Source organism: Streptomyces camponoticapitis, assembly GCF_014646115.1.
Classification (GTDB): Bacteria; Actinomycetota; Actinomycetes; order Streptomycetales; family Streptomycetaceae; genus Streptomyces; species Streptomyces camponoticapitis.
In genome coordinates this window covers 213,691-228,599 of record NZ_BMMV01000009.1, presented here as the reverse complement: position 1 = coordinate 228,599, position 14,909 = coordinate 213,691, and the positions used below count along the sequence as shown (strand labels likewise).

General features: G+C 70.5%; 13 protein-coding genes and 2 tRNA genes. 12 read left to right on the top strand and 3 right to left on the bottom strand.

Annotated features, from left to right (window positions below; translation table 11 throughout):
• Nucleotides 1-52 precede the first annotated feature (52 nt).
• From IEY79_RS16855 to IEY79_RS16820, 8 genes are all read left to right on the top strand, one after another.
• Nucleotides 53-217: a hypothetical protein gene (locus tag IEY79_RS16855; protein WP_189108299.1), complete on the top strand. Its 165-nt coding sequence runs from the start codon at nucleotides 53-55 to the stop codon at nucleotides 215-217.
• Nucleotides 218-255: 38 nt separating this feature from the next.
• Entirely contained in the window at nucleotides 256-882 is a 627-nt protein-coding gene (nadD, locus tag IEY79_RS16850; RefSeq protein ID WP_189108298.1) for a nicotinate-nucleotide adenylyltransferase, read from the top strand.
• Nucleotides 883-901: 19 nt separating this feature from the next.
• Nucleotides 902-2,611 carry an LCP family protein gene (locus tag IEY79_RS16845; RefSeq protein ID WP_189108297.1) on the top strand — a complete coding sequence of 570 codons (1,710 nt, stop codon included), beginning with the start codon at nucleotides 902-904 and terminating at the stop codon, nucleotides 2,609-2,611.
• Nucleotides 2,612-2,686: 75 nt separating this feature from the next.
• A complete protein-coding gene (gene rsfS, locus IEY79_RS16840; RefSeq protein ID WP_189108296.1) occupies nucleotides 2,687-3,118 on the top strand; it encodes a ribosome silencing factor in 432 nt (143 codons plus the stop codon).
• Entirely contained in the window at nucleotides 3,115-3,768 is a 654-nt protein-coding gene (locus IEY79_RS16835; RefSeq protein WP_189108336.1) for a histidine phosphatase family protein, read from the top strand. The genes rsfS and IEY79_RS16835 overlap by 4 nt, the downstream gene beginning before the upstream one ends.
• Before the next feature lie 132 nt (nucleotides 3,769-3,900).
• A tRNA-Ala gene (locus IEY79_RS16830) sits at nucleotides 3,901-3,973 on the top strand.
• A gap of 148 nt (nucleotides 3,974-4,121) precedes the next feature.
• Nucleotides 4,122-4,286: a hypothetical protein gene (locus IEY79_RS16825; RefSeq protein WP_189108295.1), complete on the top strand. Its 165-nt coding sequence runs from the start codon at nucleotides 4,122-4,124 to the stop codon at nucleotides 4,284-4,286.
• A 3-nt stretch (nucleotides 4,287-4,289) separates the two neighbouring features.
• Nucleotides 4,290-4,523 carry a hypothetical protein gene (locus IEY79_RS16820; RefSeq protein ID WP_031231688.1) on the top strand — a complete coding sequence of 78 codons (234 nt, stop codon included), beginning with the start codon at nucleotides 4,290-4,292 and terminating at the stop codon, nucleotides 4,521-4,523.
• Here IEY79_RS16820 and IEY79_RS16815 read toward each other — a convergent pair.
• A complete protein-coding gene (locus IEY79_RS16815) occupies nucleotides 4,492-5,820 on the bottom strand; it encodes a glycosyltransferase 87 family protein (RefSeq protein ID WP_229700905.1) in 1,329 nt (442 codons plus the stop codon). The two genes, IEY79_RS16820 and IEY79_RS16815, sit on opposite strands and share 32 nt — an antisense overlap.
• Nucleotides 5,821-5,939: 119 nt before the next feature.
• On the opposite strand from IEY79_RS16815, the gene IEY79_RS16810 reads away from it, so the two are divergent.
• Together IEY79_RS16810 and IEY79_RS16805 are read left to right on the top strand one after the other, a co-directional pair.
• Nucleotides 5,940-6,012: transfer RNA gene (locus IEY79_RS16810), tRNA-Ala, on the top strand.
• Between the two features lie 75 nt (nucleotides 6,013-6,087).
• Nucleotides 6,088-6,987, top strand: coding sequence for a putative RNA methyltransferase (locus IEY79_RS16805; RefSeq protein ID WP_189108293.1), 900 nt, complete (start codon nucleotides 6,088-6,090; stop codon nucleotides 6,985-6,987).
• A 30-nt stretch (nucleotides 6,988-7,017) separates the two neighbouring features.
• Here IEY79_RS16805 and IEY79_RS16800 read toward each other — a convergent pair whose 3' ends face one another.
• Nucleotides 7,018-8,613, bottom strand: coding sequence for an NADH-quinone oxidoreductase subunit NuoF family protein (locus tag IEY79_RS16800; RefSeq protein ID WP_189108292.1), 1,596 nt, complete (start codon nucleotides 8,611-8,613; stop codon nucleotides 7,018-7,020).
• Nucleotides 8,610-10,244, bottom strand: coding sequence for a ferric reductase-like transmembrane domain-containing protein (locus tag IEY79_RS16795; RefSeq protein WP_229700904.1), 1,635 nt, complete (start codon nucleotides 10,242-10,244; stop codon nucleotides 8,610-8,612). Before IEY79_RS16795 ends, IEY79_RS16800 begins: the two co-directional genes overlap by 4 nt.
• A 547-nt stretch (nucleotides 10,245-10,791) precedes the next feature.
• Here IEY79_RS16795 and leuS point away from each other — a divergent pair.
• Complete coding sequence (gene leuS / locus IEY79_RS16790; protein WP_189108291.1) at nucleotides 10,792-13,692, top strand: leucine--tRNA ligase; 2,901 nt, start codon at nucleotides 10,792-10,794, stop codon at nucleotides 13,690-13,692.
• 227 nt (nucleotides 13,693-13,919) lie between these two features.
• A complete protein-coding gene (locus tag IEY79_RS16785) occupies nucleotides 13,920-14,747 on the top strand; it encodes a hypothetical protein (protein WP_189108290.1) in 828 nt (275 codons plus the stop codon).
• The last annotated feature ends 162 nt before the right edge of the window (nucleotides 14,748-14,909 follow it).

Genomic DNA, 14,909 nt, shown 5'->3' with positions numbered 1-14,909 from the left:
GCATACGATGTGCGCGAAGTCTCCGCTCCCGATCGAATAGGTCCCGCCGAAGATGAGCCTCTACAGCACCGCAGCCAGCATGGTCACCGTCGCCGCCGAGGGCGGCGAGCACGGCGGCAACCACGAGAGCCTCAGCGCGTACCTCACCGGTGGCGGCGCGCTGTTCGCGCTGCTCCTGGCGCTGTGGATCACCACCCGCTTCAACCGCGACCGCTGAGACGGGACCGTAACGCCGTGCCAGTAGGCTCCGCAGGCATGGGAAATCAGGCAGCGCCGGCCGGCGCGGGACAGAACGGCAGACGCCGTCTCGGGGTGATGGGCGGGACGTTCGACCCGATCCACCACGGGCACCTGGTGGCGGCCAGCGAGGTGGCCGCGCTGTTCGACCTCGACGAGGTGGTGTTCGTACCGACGGGGCAGCCGTGGCAGAAGAGCCACTCGGCGGTCTCGCCGGCGGAGGACCGCTATCTGATGACGGTCATCGCGACGGCCTCCAATCCGCAGTTCTCGGTCAGCCGTATCGACATCGACCGTGGCGGTAAGACCTACACCACCGATACGCTGCGGGACCTGCACTCCCTGCACGGCGACGCGGATCTCTTCTTCATCACCGGGGCTGACGCGCTGTCCCAGATCCTCAGCTGGCGGGACGCCGAAGAGCTGTTCGCGCTGGCCCACTTCATCGGTGTCACCCGGCCGGGACACGATCTGACGGACGACGGACTGCCCAAGGGCGGCGTCTCGTTGGTGGAGGTTCCCGCGCTGGCGATCTCGTCGACCGACTGCCGGGGAAGGGTCGCGCAGGGCGATCCGGTCTGGTATCTGGTGCCGGACGGTGTGGTGCGCTACATCGACAAGCGCCAGTTGTACCGCGGCGAATGAGTCACGGAGAGGGGCACCGGTGAACGACCAGCAGCCGTACGACCCGTACGACCCGTATTACTCGCAGCCGCGGATCGTGGGCTACGACGAGTACGGGCAACCGGTGTACCAGCAGCAGCAACAACAGCAGCAACAGCAGGACGGGCAGCAACAGCAGCCTCAGGGACAGCAGTACGACCCCTACGCGCAGCAACAGCAGTCGCAGCAGCAACAACAGGGCTACGGCTACGACGCGTACGGCGGTCAGCAGGCCCCGTACGACCCGTACGCGCAGCAGCAGGGCTACGGCTACGACACCGGCCGGCAGCAGGCGGCGGTCGACACGACGCAGTGGAACATCCCGCAACAGCAGCAACAACCGCCCACACAGCAGCACCAGTCGGCACCGGTCGAAGAGCCCGCGCCGGCGGCCTCACCCCCACCGGCGCCCGACCCCGTCGTACCGGGACAGCGGCGGTCCGCGCCCGACGGCGAGTACAAGACCGAGCAGTTCTCCTTCATAGAAGAACCGGACGCCGAGTCCGAAGACGTCATCGACTGGCTCAAGTTCACCGAGAGCCGCTCCGAGCGCCGCGAGGAGGCCCGCCGCCGCGGCCGCAGCCGCGTCGTCGCCCTGGTCGTCGTGATGGCGCTGGTGGTCGTCGGCGGCGTCGGCTACCTCTGGTACGCCGGCAAGCTGCCCGGCCTCTCGTCGGACGAGGAGAAGCAGAACACCGCCACCGGTCCGCAGAAGCGCGACGTGATCATGGTGAATCTGCACAACACCAAGGACAAGGCCACCTCCACGGCGCTGCTCGTCAACAACTCGACCACCAAACAGGGCACCACCGTCCTGCTGCCCAACTCCACGCTCGTCGCGGACGGCGAGACCGGTGTCACCGGCACCCTCGCCAAGTCCGTCGCCGACAGCGGCTCCCAGAGCACCCGCGAGTCGGTCGACACCCTGCTCGGCACCAAGATCTCCGGCACCTGGCGGCTCGACACCCCGTATCTGGAGAATCTCGTCGAGCTGGTCGGCAACATCGACATCACCACGAACGTCGATATCCCGGCCGCCAAGAAGGGCGAGGACCCGCTGGTCACCAAGGGCACGGAACAGACGCTGAACGGGCAGGCGGCCGTCGCGTACGCCACCTTCCTGGGACCGGACGAGCCCGAGGTGAAACAGCTGGAGCGGTTCGGCACGGTCATGCAGGGCGTCCTGCGGAAGATCTCGGACGACCCGAAGGGTGCGACGATCACCGTCGAGACCCTGGCGCAGATCCTCGAACCCCCGATGACCGAGCAGGACCTGGGCGCGGCCCTCGCGAACCTCGCGGCGCACGCCAAGGTCGGCGACTACAAGACGACGGTCCTGCCGGTGGGCGAGGACGGCTCCCTCGGTAAGGAGGCGACCGACACCGTCGTCAAGGACATCCTCGGAGGCACCGTCAGCGCTCCCGAGGAGGGCGCCGCTCTGCGGGTCGGTGTGAAGAACGCCACGGGCGACAAGGCGGACACGGACGCGGCCCGGGTCTCGATCATCAACGGCGGCTATACCTTCGTCGACGGCGGTACGGCCGATCCGGCCGATTCCTCGCAGGTCACCTACGGTGACGCGAAGAACAAGGCGCAGGCGGAAGAGGTCGCCAAGACGCTCGGGCTGCCGGTGAGCGCGGTCAAGAAGGACAAGGCCCCGCCGAACGCGGATGTCCTGGTCACTCTCGGCGAGGACTACGAAACCGGCTGATCAAAAGGCTGCGTCGGCTTGTCGGCGGTCCGTGAGACCCTGGGGGTCTCCAGACCGCCGACGAAAGCATCGCCTGTGACCGCCACGGACCGCTCCATCGAGCTCATCAACGCCGCCGCTCAGGCGGCAGCAGACCGGCTCGCGCACGACATCATCGCGTACGACGTCAGCGACGTGCTGTCGATCACCGACGCGTTCCTGCTCGCCTCCGCGCCCAACGACCGTCAGGTCAAGTCGATCGTGGACGAGATCGAGGAGCGACTGTCCAAGGAGCTCGGCGCCAAGCCGGTGCGCCGTGAGGGCGACCGCGACGCCCGCTGGATCCTCCTGGACTACGTCGACATCGTGATCCACGTCCAGCACAGCGAGGAGCGGGTCTTCTACGCGCTCGAACGCCTCTGGAAGGACTGCCCGGAGCTGCCGCTGCCGGAGGACGCCGTCAAGACCCGTGGCAAGGGCGCCGAGCACGCGGATGTGAACGGCTCCATGGAAGGTGAGCTGAGCTGAACGGCGGCAAAGGCGGCAGGGGCCGCCGCGTCATCCTGTGGAGGCACGGCCAGACGGCCTGGAATCTGGAGCGCCGCTTCCAGGGCTCCACGGACATCGAGCTGACGGAGACCGGCGTCGCGCAGGCGCGCCGCTCCGCCCGGCTGCTCGCGTCGCTGCGGCCGGACGCGATCGTCGCCTCCGACCTCCAGCGCGTCGTGGCCACGGCCAACGAGCTGGCCTCGCTGACCGGGCTCCCCGTCAGCTACGACTCCGCGCTCCGGGAGACCTACGCGGGCGCCTGGCAGGGCCTGACCCACGAGGAGATCGTGGAGCGGTTCGGCGAGCAGTATCTGGCGTGGAAGCGCGGCGAGCCCGTCCGGCGCGGGGGCGGCGAGCTGGAGACCGAGGTCGCCGACCGGGCCGCGCCCGTCGTGCTCCGCCACGCGGACAAGCTCCCAGACAACGGCACGCTCGTCGTGGTCAGCCACGGCGGCACCATCCGCACCACGATCGGCCGGCTGCTCGGTCTGGAGGCGCACCACTGGGAAGGTCTCGGCGGGCTCTCCAACTGCTGCTGGTCCATCCTGGGCGAGGGTGTGCGGGGCTGGCGTCTGCAGGAGCACAACGCGGGCACGCTCCCCGAGCCGGTGCTGGGCGACGACGACTGAACGACCGGCCGCCGCGCGGGTGGCGGGCGGTCGTGGCGAGGGCCCCCGGACCTCGGCGGACGTGATTTCACTTTCCGGCTGACCGCAGGCTAAAGTTCTTCTTGTTCACAGCGCGGAGCGCGAAGAACATGAGGGGCTATAGCTCAGTTGGTAGAGCGCCTGCATGGCATGCAGGAGGTCAGGAGTTCAATTCTCCTTAGCTCCACACCACGAATCCCGTCCTCGTCACGAGGGCGGGATTTCCTCGTTCCGGCGCAAAGCCCCGGCCTGATCATGCTGCCCTCCTTGCGATGCCATGACAGAATCGGACGGCCGGAGGGGGACGACGGCACGGATGGGGAGGAGAGAGCGCGATGTCCGCCAGCAGCATCGACCACGTCGGTGCTCTGCTCGCGGCGACGGAGTGGGCCACCGGCCTGAGCTGCCCGTCGTGCGGTTCGTTCCATGTGGCCCAAGTACTCGGCGACAACGGCGGAGTTTCCTACGTGTGCACGGCCTGCGGCCACAGCTGGAGCTGAGTGATGGGTGCGCACAGGAGAAAATGCGACTGGTGCGGCAGCGGCACCCCCATCGTCCGGGACATGGACCCGCTCAACGCCTCCTTCCAGTACTGGTGCGAGGAGTGCGCCCGCGCGCTGATCATAAAAGGCGACCCCATCGAGACGTACCGGGAGTTGGAGGGCGAGCCCATCTACGGCCGGCTCCTCGACGAGCACTGCACCCTCAAGCGCTTCTACTCCTTCGCCACCGCCTAGGTACACCTAGGTAGGGCGTGTGCCGGCTCGCCGGCTCCTCCGCCCGCGTCGGCCGCCCGGGCGCCGTCACCTCCTTCGCGACCGGGCGACCCGCAGACACCCGGTCCTTGCGGCCGGCGCCCGACAGATACACCAGCAGCCCCAGCGCCAACGCCGGATACAGCGCCGTGAGCATCATCTGCGTCCGGTCCTGGTCGAGTTCAAGCCTTTCGGCGGTGCCGCGCGGTACCCGCCACAGCGCGTACGAGCAGAAGCCCGTCCCCGTCACCGCCGCCCACCCGGCCCTCCCGTGCGCCACCAGGAGCAGCACCACCGGCAGGCACCACACCCAGTGGTGCGACCAGGAGATCGGGCTGACCAGCAGTGCGGTGGCCGCGCAGGCGACGGTGGCTTCCGCCGTCCGTCCGCGCCGGACGGCGGTCACCGACACCGCCAGCCCGGCCACCGTGACGACGGCCGCCACCGGGAGCCACCACTGGGCGGGATCGGTCGTGTGCAGCACCCGCGCGAGGACTCCCCGCAGCGACTGGTTCGCGGCTGCCTCCACCGGCCCCGCCCGGTCCGCCCGGAAGACGATGTCCGTCCAGAAGCGACGGGTGTCGTACGGCAGGACGACGGCGGACGCGAGGGTGGCGGCCAGGAACGCCCCGACCGCCGTCGCGGTCTTCCGCAGCCAGGGGTTCCAGCCCGCCTCGCGGAACCGCAGCAGGCCGGTGATCAGCAGCATGACGGCGAAGAGCGCGGGGGTCAGTTTGACCGCCGTGGCGAGACCGATGCCGACGCCCGCCCAGCGGTGGCCGTCACGTCGCGTGAGGTCCCACAGGACCGCGACGCCGATCAGCAGATTGATCTGCCCGTATCGCAGGGTCGTCCACACCGGCTCGCACCAGACGGCGGCCGCGGCCACCCACAGCGCCGTGCCGGGCCGGACCGCCGCCCGGAACGTCAGCCGCAGTGACAGCTGGACGAACGCGACGAGGAGGAGGAGATTGCCCGCCGTGGCGAGGGTGCGCATCTCCGGGACGCCCAGCAGCGTCAGCGGCGTGAACAGCAGCGCCGCGAACGGCGGATACGTCGTCGGGAGACCCACCTGGGTCGCGCGCATCGCGTAGAGATCGAGCCCGTCGAGCACCGTACGGCCCTCGGCCCGGTAGACCATCACGTCGATCATCGAGACCGCGGCGGCGCGCTGCGCGATCCAGAATCCCGTGAACGACAACAGGCAGACACCGGCGCCGACGAGGACGGAACGGCGGTCGGCGGTGACCCGCGCAGATACGGAAGTGGATACGGTCACGAAGAGTGACAGTAGCAGTCCTATCGGTGCAAATCGGAAACGATTTGGCGGTGGGGCCGAGGGACCGTGTAATGTTGGCACCGCCGCCGAGGGGATGCCTGAAGTGCGGTGCATCACAAGGGGCTATAGCTCAGTTGGTAGAGCGCCTGCATGGCATGCAGGAGGTCAGGAGTTCAATTCTCCTTAGCTCCACATCTCAGAAGTTCCCGTCCGGACGCCTTGTCCGGGCGGGTTCTTCTCGTTGACAGCCCGTCGCGGAGGAACGCCGTGTCCAACTCGCCCACCGCGCCCGACCTTTGGCACCGGCTCCTCGGTGTGCTGAGGTGCCCGCTGTGCGGCGGAGCGCTCGCGCCCCCGCACGGTGCCCCGGCATCGTTCACGACCCTGCGGGGCGTCAGGTCCCTCGGCTGCGCCGAAGGCCATTCGTTCGACGTCGCCCGCCAGGGCTACCTCAGCCTGCTGACCGGCAACACGAACGCGGCGAACGCCGACAGCGCGGACATGGTGACGGCCCGGACGCTCTTCCTGGAGGCCGGCCACTACGAGCCGCTCGCACGCGCGCTGGCCGCGACCGTCGCGGAGCTCTGCCCGCCGGACGGCACCGTCATGGACGCCGGGGCCGGCACCGGTTATTACCTGGCCACCGTTCTCGACGCGCTGCCCGGGTCCGTGGGACTCGGCCTCGACGCCTCCAAGTTCGCGCTGCGCCGGGCCGCCGGGGCGCACCGGAGGGCGGGCGCGGCGACCTGGGACATCTGGAAGCCGCTGCCGGTCGTCAGCGGCGCGGCCGACGTCGTGATCAACGTCTTCGCACCCCGTAACGGCCCCGAGTTCCAGCGTGTCCTGCGGCCGGACGGCGCCCTCGTCGTCGTCACGCCCACCGCGCGGCACCTCGGCGAACTCCCGGCGAGTCTCGGCATGTTGTCGGTGGACGCCGCCAAGGAGGACCGGCTGCACCGCACACTGTCAGGTCACTTCCGGCAGGAGCGTACGGATGTGGTGGAGCGGGAGGTCACCATGACCGACGAGGACGTGCGGAACCTGATCCTCATGGGTCCGAGCGCCCACCACCTCAGCGCCGAAGACGTGCACCGGAGCGTCGCGTCGCTGGACACGCCGCTCACGGTGACCGTCTCCTTCCTCGTCTCCGTCTACCGGCCGCACTGACTCACGCCGCACGGCTCGCACAGGGGCGCGTCAACGCCCGCTGCCCAGAGCCTTCCTGCCGCCCCCGGGCGGCAGCGCCGCCGGGCCTCCCTGTCGCGCGGGCCGCTGCGGCGCCGGCTGCTCGATACGGAGCGCGAGCGCCGGGCAGCGTCGTACGGCACGCTGGGCGCCGCCCCGCAGATGCATCGGTACGGAGGCGTCGGCGAGCGCGGGGAAGCCGTCGGGGCCGAGCCGGATCAGCTGGGGCACGATGTCCGCGCACAGGCCGTGCCCCTGGCAGAGCGTCCAGTCCACGGCCAGCTTCTCGCCGCTCGGGATGGACTCCTCGGCCGTCTCGTAGCCGGGCCCGGGCAGCGGCAGCACGCCGGTGGTGTCGCGCCCGCAGCCGCCGTCCAGCACATGAGCGGCGAGGTCGTCGGTGAAGGCGGAGAGCGTGGACATGAAGAACCGCGCGGAGCCGTCGGGGTGCTTGCACGCTCCCCGCCCCCGTACCGCCTGGGTCACCTCGCGCAGCGCCTCCAGAGCGGCGGGGCCGCCCCCGTTCAGTACGTCGCTCAGGCCGCCCGCCGCGGCCGGCAGACCGAGCTTGCAGGGGCCGCACTGACCGGCCGTCTCGGCGGCCAGCCAGTTGGCCACCCGCAGCGCCTCACCCAGCGGGCAGGTCTCCGGGCCGATCGGCAGGATCGCGCCCGCGCCCAGCGAACCGCCCACCGCCGCGAGCGACTCGCGCGAGACGACCGCGTCGTGCGCCGCCACGGAGTCGATCCAGTTGCCGTGGTAGCCGCCGGTGAGCACGCCCTGGGGCAGCGGCGGCGCGCCGGCGAGCTGGAGGACGTACCGCAGCGGCACGCCCGTCGGCACCTCCACGACCATCGGGCGCGCGACGGCGCCGGAGACGGTGAGCATGACGGTGCCGGGCTCCGCGTCGAGCCCGGTGTGCCCGTAGCGGCGTGCGCCGATCCTGGCGCCGATGGCCAGTTGCGCGTACGTCTCGGCGTTGGACAGCAGCGTCGGGGCGCCCCCGACGCCCGTCTCGGCGGCCCGCTCACGGCGCCCGGGAGGCAGGGCGGGCCCGCCGTTGGCCGCGCGGATCACGGACGAGGCCTCGCCGGAGACCATGCGCTCGGGCGTACGGACCACCCGCGCCCGCAGCTGCTGCCCGCGCCGGTCGGACAGGCCGCGCTCGGCGAGCGCGGCCCGCATCGATATCTCGGTGGAGTTGCGGGTGACGGCGACGACCAGGGTGCGCGCGCCGAGCGCCTCGGCCGCCAACAGGGCGCCGTCCAGGATGAGGTGCGGTGCGCGGTTGAGCAGCACCGTGTCCTTGCGGCAGGCGGGCTCGCCCTCGCTGCCGTTGATGACGACGACGGGACGCACCCCGCGCCGGATCGACGCCTTGGCGACGGCGCGCAGCTTCTTGCCGAAGGGGAATCCGGCGCCACCGCGTCCGCGCAGGCTGATGTTCTCGGCGAGCTGTGCGAGCAGTTCCCCGGTCAACGGCTCCAGCGGCCCGTGCACCTTGAGGTGCATGGCGAGGTCGAGTCGCTCGACGAGGTCGAATCCCTGTGTCAGCTGGGGAAGGCCGACGACACGGACTTCGGGGACATCGGGGAGAGGGGCGTTCACTGTCGGTCTCCTGCGGATGGGTACCAGGGTTCACCGGCACTCGGGGTTCCCCCGCCGTTGGCGGGGGGTTGCTGGAATGTGTCGTCCGACTGCCGGTACAGGTCGGCCTGTTGGTAGAGGTCGGGTGCCGGGGTGCCATCGGGCTGCGGGTAGGGGGCCGACTGTAGGTACGTGTCGGAGGGCGGGTTTGTCTCAGCCGGCGCGTACGTCTCCTGCCGCAGATACGGAGAGGGCTGCTGGTAGGGGTCGGCCACGGGCGGCGGTGCGCCGATGCCCGGCTCCTGGCCCCGGGCCTGCGCGGGGGGCGGGGGCGACGGTGTCGGCCACATACCGGCCCCGGCCGCCGACGGCTCGCTGATGACCGGTATCTCCTCGGTCATCGGGATGCGTTCGGCGTACGGGATCTCGGGCGACGTCAGCGGGTCGGAGGGGTCGGCGAAGGGCGAGGCCGGGGCCGCGGGCGCCGGTGTGCCCGGCGCGGGGTCGGCGCCGAAGGAGACCGCGCGGTACCCGGCCGACAGCCTCGTACCGGGTCCGGGTCCGGGTCCGGGTCCTGGGCCACGTCCCGCGGCCCCCGGGTCGATGAACGTGTCCGCGAGCGGGTCCGGATACGGAGCGGGAGCCGGAGCGGCGGGCGCCGGCGGCGGGGACGCGGCGTACGGCGCGGCCGACGGAGGCGCGAAGGAGTCGGCGGCGAAGGTGTCCGCGAACGGGTCCGCGCTCGGCGGGCGCCCCGCCTCGTAAAGAGGCGGCGACGGCGGGGCGATGCGCGGCGGGACACGCGTCGCGCCCAGCGGCACCGCGCCGACGGAGCCGGACCGCTGGCGCGGGAACTGCTGCTCGAACTCCACCTGCGGCACGTTCGCCGCGCCGGGCAGCGGTTCGCGGGTCAGATCGCGGCGCGCCGACTGCTCGGGCTCGGGAGCCTCGCGTACACCGCCGACCAGCTTGAGGATCTTGTCGGCGAGCCGGCGCTGGACCGGCCGCGGCAGCAGCCGCAGGGAGACGGCGCCGATGACGGCGACGAGCGCCAGGCAGTACATGGTCATCACCCAGGTCGCGGCGGCACGGCCCGCGTACAGGCCGTGCATCAGCGCGAAGCACCAGGCCGGATAGGCCAGCATGTGCAGCGCGCGCCAGCGGCCGGCGATCTTGCCGGGGAGGGCGAAGGCGCTGCGCAGCGCCCCGGTCGCGGCGGCGACCACCATCAGGAGGCCGGCGAGCGAGCCGAAACCGATGAGGGCGTCCGTACCGGTGATCCCGAGGCTGAAGGGGAGCACGGCGCCGATCAGCGCGACGTGGCCGAGCGAGATCTTCACCGTGGCGTGCAGCAGCAGGAACCCGAGGGAGGCCATCGCCGTGAACCGGTGGATGCCCTGGGCGAGCAGCCGGTGGCGCGGGGAGAGCAGCAACCGGTCGGTGGCCATCAGTCCCCAGGCGACGGCCGCCGTCAGGGACACCAGCGACAGAACGCCGGTGGTGAAGTCGAGCATCGCGCGGAACCCGTCACTCCCCGCTACGGCGAGGAGAGGCACGAGAACGAGCGCGGCGACCGACACTCCGCCCCTGACGGAGCGGCTCATGCCCGGGTTCGGGGAAGGCGCTGAGCGGATCTTGCTTTGAAGCTTCATGGGGGCAACTCCGAATGGCTCGGCAAAGCGGTCCCGTTGCCGCATGCTAAGTCGCTCCAAACTGGGCAGTACGCCGTTTGCAGGTTTACCGAGGGGATTGAGCGTCAACTGACCCTGGGGTTGCCCCGGATAGGGTCGATACGCGGAGTAATTCGGGTGCCGAAGGTTTGATGAATCACATATGGCCGATGGCCTGTTCTCGCCTCGAACGATCTTGTATGGGTTTCGAACGGCGCGCGGCGGTCGCGGTGGCGTTCGCGATCCGTCGTCCCGGTCGGATCCGTCGGCGCGGTCGACCCCGTCCGGGAGGTCGCCTCCGTCGTCTCCGCCCCTCCGCGAGGTCGCCTCGGCGCGGAATCCGCTGTGCGAGCCGTGGGCCCGCTGCGGTACCCTGCTCGCATGCGTGCCGTACGCCTTCTGCTTAGCGAGCCGCGCTGATCAGACCCGACGGATGACAGATCCGGTCGGAATCAGCGTGGCTGCCCCCTCCTGTGTGAGGGGTTTTTTCATTCCCGCAGCAGAGACGATCGATGGAGCTTCAGAGGACATGAGCGAGACGAATCCGGCCGCCGCCGGCGCGGAGACGACCGCGACGACCGCGCCGCACCGCTACACGGCTGCCATGGCCGCCGACATCGAGGCACGCTGGCAGGACTTCTGGGACAGCGAGGGCACCTACGAGGCGCCGAACCCGGCCGGCGACCTGGCCGGGGACCCGGACGTCGTCGCGCGCCCCAAGAAGTACGTCATGGACATGTTCCCGTACCCCTCCGGGACCGGGCTGCACGTGGGGCACCCGCTCGGCTACATCGCCACCGACGTCTACGCCCGCCACCAGCGCATGAGCGGGTACAACGTGCTGCACACGCTGGGCTTCGACGCCTTCGGCCTGCCCGCCGAGCAGTACGCGATCAGCAGCGGCACCCACCCCCGGGAGTCGACCGAGGCCGCCATGGAGAACATGACGCGGCAGCTGCGCCGGCTGGGCCTGGGGCACGACAAGCGGCGCTCGATCGCCACCATCGACCCCGAGTTCTACCGCTGGACCCAGTGGATCTTCGTACAGATCTTCAACTCCTGGTACGACCCGGACGCCGACGGGGCCCGCCCGATCAGCGAGCTGGTGGCGCGGTTCGAGAGCGGCGAGCGCCCGACGCCGGACGGCCGGAGCTGGAGCGAGCTGACGGAGAAGGAGCGCGCCGGCGTCCTGGGCGAGTACCGGCTGGCGTACGCCTCCGAGGCCCCCGTCAACTGGTGCCCCGGTCTGGGCACCGTTCTGGCGAACGAGGAAGTCACCGCCGACGGACGCTCCGAGCGCGGCAACTTCCCGGTCTTCAAGTCCAAGCTGCGCCAGTGGAACATGCGCATCACCGCGTACGCCGACCGGCTGCTGACCGACCTGGACGCGCTGGACTGGCCCGATGCCATCAAGCAGCAGCAGCGCAACTGGATCGGGCGCAGCGAGGGCGCGCGCGTCGACTTCCCGGTCGGCGACGCGGGTGCCATCACTGTCTTCACGACCCGTCAGGACACGCTGTTCGGCGCCACGTACATGGTCCTGGCGCCCGAGCACGAGCTGGTCGAGAAGATCGTCCCGGCCGCCTGGCCCGAGGGCACGCACGACGTGTGGACGGGCGGCCACGCGTCGCCCGCCGACGCCGTCGGCGCGTACCGCAAGCAGGCCGCCTCGAAGTCCGACGTCGAGAGGCAGGCCGAGGCCAAGGACAAGACGGGCGTCTTCACGGGCGCCTACGCGACCAATCCGGCCAACGGTGAGCGGATTCCGGTCTTCATCGCGGACTACGTGCTGATGGGGTACGGCACCGGCGCGATCATGGCCGTCCCGGCGCACGACAGCCGTGACTTTGCGTTTGCACGCGCTTTCGAACTGTCGATGCGCTGTGTCGTGGAGCCGAGCGACGGCCGGGGCACCGACCCCTCCGAGTGGGACGACGCGTTCGCCTCGTACGACGCGAAGATCGTCAACTCGTCGTCCGCCGCCCTCACCCTGGACGGACTGGGCGTCGTCGATGCCAAGGCGAAGATCACCGAATGGCTGGCCGCCGAGGGCATTGGCGAGGGAACCGTCAACTTCCGGCTGCGTGACTGGCTGTTCAGCCGGCAGCGCTACTGGGGCGAGCCCTTCCCCGTCGTCTACGACGAGGACGGCATCGCGCACGCGCTGCCCGAGTCGATGCTGCCGCTGGAGCTGCCCGAGGTCGACGACTACTCACCGCGCACGTTCGACCCGGACGACGCCGACACCCGGCCCGAGACACCGCTGTCGCGCAACGAGGACTGGGTGGCCGTCGAGCTGGACCTGGGCGACGGCAAGGGCGTACGGCGCTACCGCCGCGAGACCAACACCATGCCGAACTGGGCCGGTTCGTGCTGGTACGAGATGCGCTACCTGGATCCGCACAACTCCGAGAAGCTGGTCGACCCGGCGGTGGAGCAGTACTGGATGGGCCCCCGCGACGGCATGCCGCACGGCGGTGTCGACCTGTACGTGGGCGGCGCCGAGCACGCCGTGCTGCACCTGCTGTACGCGCGCTTCTGGTCCAAGGTGCTGTTCGACCTGGGCCATGTCTCCTCGGTCGAGCCGTTCCACAAGCTGTACAACCAGGGCATGATCCAGGCCTTCGTCTACCGCGACAGCCGCGGCATCGCTGTCGAGGCCAACGAGGTCGAGGAGCGGGAGGACGGCTACTGGTTCCGGGGCGAGAAGGTCAGCCGGCTGCTGGGCAAGATGGGCAAGTCCCTGAAGAACGCGGTCACTCCGGACGAGATCTTCGCCGAGTACGGCGCCGACACGCTGCGGCTGTACGAGATGGCGATGGGTCCGCTGGATGTGTCACGGCCGTGGGACACCCGCGCGGTGGTGGGCCAGTACCGGCTCCTGCAGCGCCTGTGGCGCAACGTCGTGGACGAGGCGACCGGTGAGGTCACGGTCGTCGACCTGCCGGACGCCGACATCGACGTGGCGACGCTGCGAGCCCTGCACAAGGCGATCGACGGGGTCGGCCAGGACATGGCGACGCTGCGGTTCAACACCGCCATCGCCAAGATCACCGAGCTGAACAACCATCTGACCAAGGTGGGCGGACCGGTCGCCCGCTCGGTCGCGGAGCGGCTGGTGCTGCTGGTGGCGCCGCTGGCGCCGCACGTCGCCGAGGAGCTGTGGCGCAGGCTGGGGCACACCGGCTCGGTCGCGCACGAGGCCTTCCCGGTCGCCGATCCGGCGTATGTGGTGGACGAGACCGTCACCTGCGTCGTACAGATCAAGGGGAAGGTCAAGGCGCGGCTGGAGGTCTCCCCGTCGATCTCGGACGAGGAGCTGGAAGCGCTGGCGCTGGGTGATGCCGCGGTCGTCGCCGCGCTGGGCGGCGCGGGCATCCGCAAGGTGATCGTGCGGGCGCCGAAGCTGGTCAACATCGTGACCGCGTAGGCGGGGGCGGAGGCGCCGGCGGGGAGTCCTCGGCTGTTCACGGGCGGTTCGCCGGCGGTTCGCGGACGGTCGTCGGCGGTTCGCGGGCGGTCGGCGGCCGGTCAGCGGGTTGTCTACGGGCACAGGGCATTTCCCTTACGGGCAGTTTGGGGGTTCCGACGGAACCCTCAGGCTGCCCGTTCCGTTTACGGTGGAGAGACCGACGTCGACACCGGAGAGGCATCCTCATGGAGGCCGTGCTTTTGATCGTGGCGCTGCTCTTCGTCGCATTCGTGGCGCTGGGCGTGTTCGTGAGCGTCAAGGCGGTCCGAGCGGCCAAGCGAGGCGTGGACCGTACGATCACGCAGGCCCGCCGGACGGTCGAGGACACCACCCTGAGAGCGAAGAGCCTCGGGCAGACGGGTGTGACGGCCGAGCTGGCACAGCTCCGGCTCTCGCTGCGCACGTCGATGCGGGCCACCCAGGAGGCGCTCCGGGCGAATGAGGCGCAGGACGCCTCACTCGCGGAGTCGCTGAGCCTCTTCCAGCGGCTGAGTGCGTACGGGCACGAGCTGGACGACGAGCTCAGGCGGCTGGAGCGCGACCCGGACCGGGCGACGGTCTCCCGGCGGCTCCCGGAGCTGCGGGAGCGTACGGAACGGATCACGAAGTCGGCCGATTCGCTGCGGTGGGCGGCGAGGGACCGGGCGCGGAAGTTCTCCGAGGACGAGCTGACGCTCCTCAGCGAGCAGATCGACGTCGAGTCGGGGGCGCTGAGGCACTGGGCGTCGGCGGAGCCGGTGCAGCCGAACGCCGACCCGAACGCCGATCCGATCCGACAGGCGGCCCCGGGGCCTCAGCCGATGGAGTGGCCGGAGCCCGAGCCGCCGACCGGACCGGAGAGCGCGGAGGCACGCGGCGGGCGCGCGACGCGCCCGGAGCCCACACTCGCCGACCAGACATGGCCCGATCCGCCGCCGGCGGGCGAAGGGCCGCAGGCCATCGATCCGCCCGACCCCCGCAGGACCAGCTATCCGTGGCAGGAGAAGTCGACGCGTCCGGAGACGACGAACTGATCTCTCACACCCTGTGGTTGACGGGCCGACGGCTCGCGGTGGTCGGGTTGTCCCCGGCCGGACGGGGCACACGCATGGCGGTGGCGGGCCGTCAGAGATGTGGACCCGTCGAGATCGGACATGCCGAGGCGGAGAAGAGGGCGGAAGCCGATGGGGACCTCT